Below are 6,510 nucleotides of genomic sequence, written 5' to 3' on the forward strand. Positions count from 1 at the left end.
GGGGGGGGGGGCGCGGGCGGGCCCGGGGGGCGCGGGGGGGGGGGGGGCGGGCGCCCCCACCCCGCCCCGGCAGCGGTAGTCTCGCGGCTGCTGTCGACCTGTGGGAGGGCATGTTCATGGCCAAGCTGATAGTCCTGCTCGCCGCGATCTCGGTGGTCTTCTCGATGATCGCGTTCAACGGCGGAAACGCCCCGGTCGGTGTGCTGTTCGCCGTGGTGGCGGCGTCCCCGATCCTCTTCCTCGCCTACGCCGTGGCAACCAGGAAGCGCGCCTCCACCGGCGCCGCACGGCAGTTGACACCCGGCCAGCGCAAGGGACGGACGATCGCCGCACGGGTGGTCGCGCTGGCGATGGTCGGAGTCCTCGGGTACGGCGTCTACTGGGTGATCTTCGAGCCGAAGGCGAGCGACAAGGCACTCAGCCGGATCTCCGACCTCGACGCCGGCTGCGCCTCCGACATCGCGCGCAAGTACTTCCCCAAGACCGCCGAGCACACCGGCGCCGGGCCGCACCCGGTCGCGATGTTCACCCTCAGCGAGTCCGGCACCTCGCACCCCGCCTCCCCCACCGCCGGCTCGCCGGACTACTGGAGCGGGACCCACCTGGACCCGTACCGCGTCCAGCTGATCGCCTGCCTGGGCTCACCCGACGAGGGCGAGTTCCTCACCGACTGCAAGTTCACCTCGGACACCCTCAAGCTCTACCGTGGCACGTACGAGGTGACCGTGTACGAGGCCAGGACGGGGAAGAAGGTCGGCACCGAACAGCTGCTCGGCAGCGCCAAACCCAGCTGCCCCAGCATGGTCTACCTGAAGAAGGACGTCTCCAAGCTGCACAGCGAGCCGGAGTTCGCGGACTACCAGCAGGTACTGCGCAAGTACGTCGAGCCGTAGCCCGGGAGCCGGCCGCACCCACCGCCGCAGGTCACCTCAGCCCGTCGAGGTGAGCGCGGAACAACCCGCCGAACCGATCGACGGCGGCGGATGCGGCCCGGTTTCGGCAGGCCGCGGTACCCGGACACCGTGTCCGAGCCGCCAACCTCCCGGCCGGATCACCTCGGCTCCGGCGGGCCGAGAAGATCGCCTCCGATCCGACGCGCCTCGGCCCGGATCGTGCTCTCCCACTGGTCCCACAACGTCCGCAGCCTCGATGTCACGAAGACGAGATCGACCGAGTTGTCCGGCAAAGCGGTGCGCAGCCCGATGGCATGGCTCACCTGGTACGCGGCTTTCTCGACGACCTCACGATCGAAGTCGAACAGCTCGGCGGTGGCCAGCCAGTCCGGCACGTCGTCGCCACAACCCAGAACGGCTATCCGGGCGTTTCCCGCCATGTGGCGCAGCTGCGCCAGTTCGTCGGTGACGTCGACCGATCTGGCCTTGGCGACCGCGTCGAGGACGAGCAGGTACTCGTCCTCGACGTTCCAGTCGTGGTGGATCTGGAACTGGGAATGCTGTTCACGGGCGAACCAGGACCACAGGAGTTCGACCACGGTGTCCGGGTGTTTGTGGAGGACCATCAGCATGTTGGCGCTGCCGCTGCTCAGGTTCGGCACGACCGTCCTGGGGTGCGGCGCCTCGATAGCCCACGCGGCCCGGCTCACGACGAATCGCGCGCCGCGCCCGAACAGCCGGTACGCCAACTCCGTGTCCTCGCCTCCCCAACTGCGGAAGTCCTCGTCGAATCCGCCGGCCGCCCAGAAGTCCGCTGCGCGCACCGAACAGTTCCCCGACCAGAACCACTGCCACGGAACCGCGCAGTTCCCGAGGTCGAAGCCGAAACGCTCGAACGCGAGGTGCCGAGCATCCCGGAACTCCGGCGAATCGCCGTAGTTCCGGATCAGCTGTTCGGGGTCCAGGGTCCACGTGGTCTCGTCGAGTGCGGCGACCGGGCCGTCCGGCTGGTAGCCGAAGATGTACCCGGCCACGGCCGAACCCGGCAGCTGAGCAGACAGGTGGGCGGACAGGTGGGCGGACAGGAAGTCCGGACCCGGCAGCACACCCGCGTCGAGGAACACCAGGATCGGTGCGGATGTGCGCCGGGCCCCGGCGTTCCGCGCGGCCGAGGCCCGGAAGCCGAGGTCCTCCTGGAAGTGGTACTGCAGCCGGAGTCGGTCGACGAAACCGGCGACCGTGTCGCTGGTGTCGTCCGAGGAGCCGTCGTCGGAGACGACGACCTCGAACTCGCTCACCGGAAGCCGCTGCCTCGCCAGCGCCGCCAGCGTGCTGCGCAGCAGCGCGGATCGGTTGTACGTGGGGATCACGACCGCGATCCGGGGCTGGTTCGCGCGTTGCGGTGACATCGCTGCTCCGATCTGCGGCAGGTGGCGACGGGGGTGGGCGCGACGGTGGCGGGGGCGCGGCGACGCAGTGGGCGACCCGCCGTGAGTTCAGGATCCCGGGTCGGGGAGCACCGGCCACAGCGTGTCGACGCCCACGAAGGCGTATTCCTCGGAGAGGAACTGCTCGATGATCCCGGGCAGGGCCGCCACGGTCTGCGACCGGTCGCCGCCGCCGTCGTGCAGCAGGGCGATGGGCCCGTGGTGGACTTGCCGGACGACCCGCTCGGTGATCTCCGCTGCCCCCGGCGCGGCCCAGTCCCGGCTGTCGTTGTCCCACAGCACGCAGACCAGGTCCCGCTCGACGAACCAGTCCAGCACTTCGGGCCGGCCGGCCCCGTAGGGCGGGCGGACCAGGCGGGGCCGCAGCCCGGTGATCCTGGAGATCGCCGTGGCGGTCGCCTCGACCTGGAAGGCGAGTTCGTCCTGGCCGAGGTCGGGCAGAAAGGGGTGTGACCAGGTGTGGTTGCCCAGCGTGTGCCCCTCCTCGGCGATGCGCCGCAGCGTCGTCGGGTAGCCGACCGCGTTCAACCCGACGCAGAAGAAACTGGCCGTCACCCGGTAGGACCGCAGGATGTCCAGGATCCGGTCGGTGTAGGGCGGGCACGGGCCGTCGTCGAAGGTCAGCGCGACCTGGAGCGGCTGCCCCCCGCCGCGTTCCGGCAGGGTGCCGGCGGGAGTGGCGCGTCGCTGGAGTCCGGCCGGAATGCGCATGTGGTGGTCGGACGCGTCGGTGCGACCGCTGAGCATGCCCGCACCGGCCGTCAGCCGCGTGATCGCGGTCGGGTCGGCCGCGGCTGCCCTGGCCAACTCGGTCGCGGGCACCGAGCCGTCGACCGGCCTGCCGGGCAACAGCCCCGGATCGGCCCGGCACACGGTCAGACCCGCGGTCAGCAGGTGCAGGTCCAGCGTTCCGTTGGTGCTGTCGATGACGCAGCTCAACCCGCCGTCGGCGGTCGCCGTCCGCTCGCGCAGAAAGGCGATCAGGGCATCGAGCGAACCCGGTGGGAAGTCCCGGGCGAAGACCTCCTCGCCGGTCGCGTCCACTCCGGCGGCGCGGTATCCCACCGCCCCCCAGGAAATTCCACAGAAAAGCATCGGATCCTCCAGAAAGCGCTGCCGGGCAACGGAATTCACCGGCCGGGCCGGGGCAGCACCCGTCCCGGTCCCGTCGGTCAACCGCTGCGACGCTGGTAGAGCGTTCCGGCGCTCCAGACGCGGTCCACCTGTCCCCACTCGATGGCCGAGGCCACGTCCGGGAAGAATCCGCTGCCGTTGAGATTGGCACTGGTGTTGCACAGCACCGGAATCCCGCTGAGCCGGTGGTACTCGACGAGCACCTCGCCCAGGACCGGGTCGTCGGCCGGGTCGACCGTCTGCAGCCGGGCGGTGCCGTCGAGGTGCACGACCGCCGGGATGCGGTCCACCCAGTCCGGCCGCACGTCGTGGTCGAAGAGCATGTACGGGTCCGGGACGCCCGGGTCGAAGATCTTCGGGGCGGCGTCGACCAGACAGATCGGGGCGACCGGACGGTAGGGCTCGCGCGCCTTGATCCGGTTGAGTTCGTCCTTCATCCCGGGATCGGTCGGCGCGGCGAGGATACTGCGTCCGCCCAGGGCCCGTGGCCCCAACTCCGCGCGCCCGCTGAGCACCACCACCGGATCGCCGGTCTCGTGCAACAGCCCGGCGAGTTCGGCCGGTGAGCACGGACGGGCCGACCAGCCGCCGGGGATGTCCGACACGGGAAGCAGTTCGGGCCCCAGCCGGGTGGACCAGTCGAGGGCCGAAAGCTTCGCGTGCGCGGCCCGACCCAGCGCCGCGGCGCCGATGGCCGAGCCGGAGTCGTTGGGAAACGGGGGCACCCACATCTCGCGGACGGCCGGCAGCGCGCGGAGTGCGCTGTTCCACTTGATGTTCAGCGCACAGCCGCCGGTGAAGCACAGGTTCACCGGCCCCGCCGCGCCGGCCGCGCGCAACGCACCGGTGATCCGCTCGCAGAGCAGGTCCTCGAAGAACTGGTGGATGCTGGCCAGCACGTCCTCGTCGGACACCGCGGCCGGGTCGGTCCTCGTACGCACCGCGGCGTAGAACTCGTGCACCGGCGGCATCGAAGGTTCGAACGGGCTGCCGAACCCGCCGGTGCGGCGCCGGTATTCCACTGCTTGAGGTTGTTCGCTCTCGAAAATGCGGTGGAACTCCTCACGCAACACGGCGAGCACCGGTTCACGGGGTGTGCCGAGCGCGATGTAGGCCATGAGTTTCCCGGCCACCGTCAGGTCCCAGGTATCGGGCTCGCCGGGCTTGCGGAACGGGCCGAAATGCTGGCCGGCGACCGCGTAGGCGTGTCCCAGCACCGGGAACAGGTCGCCCAGATTGCGCACCCCGGTGGCGGGATCCACCGAGTACAGGGCCGGGAACAGACCACCGTCCCAGATGAGCACGAACGCGGGCTCCCCACGCCGGGCGAAGGGGCTGGTGCAGTAGGTGCTGGACAAGTGGCCGGCGGCATGCGTGTAGCTGGTGTACTGGTAGCCGTGGCCGTCGATGGTGAACTCGTCGGAGTAGCCGGGCAGGAGCAGATCCGGGCAGGCCTGGCACTCGCGGTACGGCGCGACGGTGATCTCGACCGGTTTCCCGTTGTCGTGCATGGTGAAGAAGAGCGGCCTGGGCTGGTCACCGTCCCAGCCGTCGATCACCCACTCGTCCACGTCCTCGGGCCGGTAACCGAAATCGGCGAGTATCCCGGGGATGATGTTGAGGTCGGTGATCCAGCTGAACCGCTTGCCGTTGCCGATCTTCTCCATCTCGACGCTGAACACCAGCCGGTCGCCGTCGATCAGCGCCACGGCGCCGTCGTGGGTGAGCTTGAGTCCGCAGGAAATCATGCATCACGCTCCTTGTGCGATGACGGTGGAGCCTCGACGGGGCAGCGGTGAGTGGCGTCCGCCTGCCGGCGCCGCAGATCGCACCGGACCATGGGTTCTACGCCGTGCCGGTGTTCGGGTTGTCCAGCCGCGGTGCCCGAGCGACCAGCACAGTGGCCTGGTCACCCACGGCATGGGGGCGGCGCGCGAAGTGCTCGCGCAGCGCCGGTTCCAGAGCGCGCCGCATGTCGGCGGCACGGGCATGGCCCTCGAACCAGAAGTCGACCAGCGTCGCCGCCGCGGCGGTGATCCGGTCCGGCTCGGAAACCTCCGGGAAGTGCAGCGCCGCCTCGGTACGCAGCAGGCTGAACTCGGAGAACCCGTGGTCGGAGAAGACCCGGGCGGCTTCGGCGAGGAGGAAGCCCTGGTGATCGGGCTGCTCTCCGGCGATCGGAACGCACACGTCGTTGAGCAGGCGGACGAGTTCGTTGTCGGGGGATCCACCGACTACGACGATCGTGGCATCGGGGTTGGTGTCGTCGCAGACCCGGGCGATCTCTTCGAGGGCCTGCTGCAGGTCCTGCACGTAGTGAAGGACCCAGGCGGTGTACACCAGGTCGAAGGAGCGATCGGCGAAGGGCAAGGCCTCCGCTCGGCCGGGATGCACTTCGACCGCGGCCGCGGCCGGCCCCCCGGCGTCGAGGACGGCCACCCTGTCACGGTGTGGTTCGACGGTCGTGCACTTGCCGATCTGCGCTGCCACGGCCCGGGTCAGCTCGCCGGTGCCGCCGCCGACGTCGAGGACACGGGCGTGGCCCGCGGTGAGCGACAGGATGGTGGCGATCTCCTCGGATCGTTCCAGCCGCTCGGCGAAGTTCGCCCATCCGTTTCGGGAGAGCTGATGGGGTCCCCGGTACTTTCGAGGTGCTTGGTCGACCGGTCCGCAGCGGGGATGGGTACGAACAGCGTTCGCGTCGAGCGTGTGCGTTGCAAGGGTGCTGTTGCCTGGCCACATCTCGGAACTCCTCGGGCGATGGGGATTGCGGGACCGACAGGTGTTGCCGGGGTCCGTCGTCAAAGTGATCTCGGATGGTGGATTGCGGGGTGGTGATACGCCGCCATGAACCGGCCGATGCCGAGTGGGAACCCGTCCACCCGTCGCACTGCTCGTGGAGTGGGCGTGGCACTTCGACGGCGGCTCCTAACGGCGACTCCTAGGGCGCGTATTCGGTCGTGATCAACGGGTCCGGGTGAGGTCCTTGATCCAGATCATCGCGCCACGGAGGTGGAGGCCTGCGAGGTAGCTGT

The 6,510-nt window shown here is 69.7% G+C and carries 5 protein-coding genes; 1 reads left to right on the plus strand and 4 read right to left on the minus strand.

Annotation, left to right across the window (positions count from 1 at the left end):
* Positions 1-116: 116 nt before the first annotated feature.
* Positions 117-893, plus strand: a complete 777-nt coding sequence (locus ABT015_RS37715) for a hypothetical protein (RefSeq protein WP_350887820.1) — start codon at positions 117-119, stop codon at positions 891-893.
* Positions 894-1,051: 158 nt separating this feature from the next.
* On the opposite strand, the gene ABT015_RS37720 is transcribed toward ABT015_RS37715, so the two are convergent.
* The 4 genes from ABT015_RS37720 to ABT015_RS37735 all read right to left on the minus strand — a co-directional run bounded on the left by ABT015_RS37720 (position 1,052) and on the right by ABT015_RS37735 (position 6,217).
* Complete coding sequence (locus ABT015_RS37720; RefSeq protein WP_350887822.1) at positions 1,052-2,302, minus strand: glycosyltransferase; 1,251 nt, start codon at positions 2,300-2,302, stop codon at positions 1,052-1,054.
* An 87-nt stretch (positions 2,303-2,389) separates the two neighbouring features.
* Positions 2,390-3,406, minus strand: coding sequence for a polysaccharide deacetylase family protein (locus tag ABT015_RS37725; protein WP_350887825.1), 1,017 nt, complete (start codon positions 3,404-3,406; stop codon positions 2,390-2,392).
* Between the two features lie 107 nt (positions 3,407-3,513).
* Positions 3,514-5,223 (minus strand): carbamoyltransferase N-terminal domain-containing protein, encoded by a 1,710-nt coding sequence (locus ABT015_RS37730; RefSeq protein ID WP_350887827.1) that lies wholly within the window; start codon positions 5,221-5,223, stop codon positions 3,514-3,516.
* A 97-nt stretch (positions 5,224-5,320) separates the two neighbouring features.
* On the minus strand, positions 5,321-6,217 hold the full coding sequence (locus tag ABT015_RS37735; protein ID WP_350887830.1) for a class I SAM-dependent methyltransferase: 897 nt from the start codon (positions 6,215-6,217) through the stop codon (positions 5,321-5,323).
* Positions 6,218-6,510 lie beyond the last annotated feature (293 nt).

The sequence above is a fragment of the Kitasatospora sp. NPDC094016 genome, from assembly GCF_040304045.1.
Taxonomy (GTDB): Bacteria; Actinomycetota; Actinomycetes; order Streptomycetales; family Streptomycetaceae; genus Kitasatospora.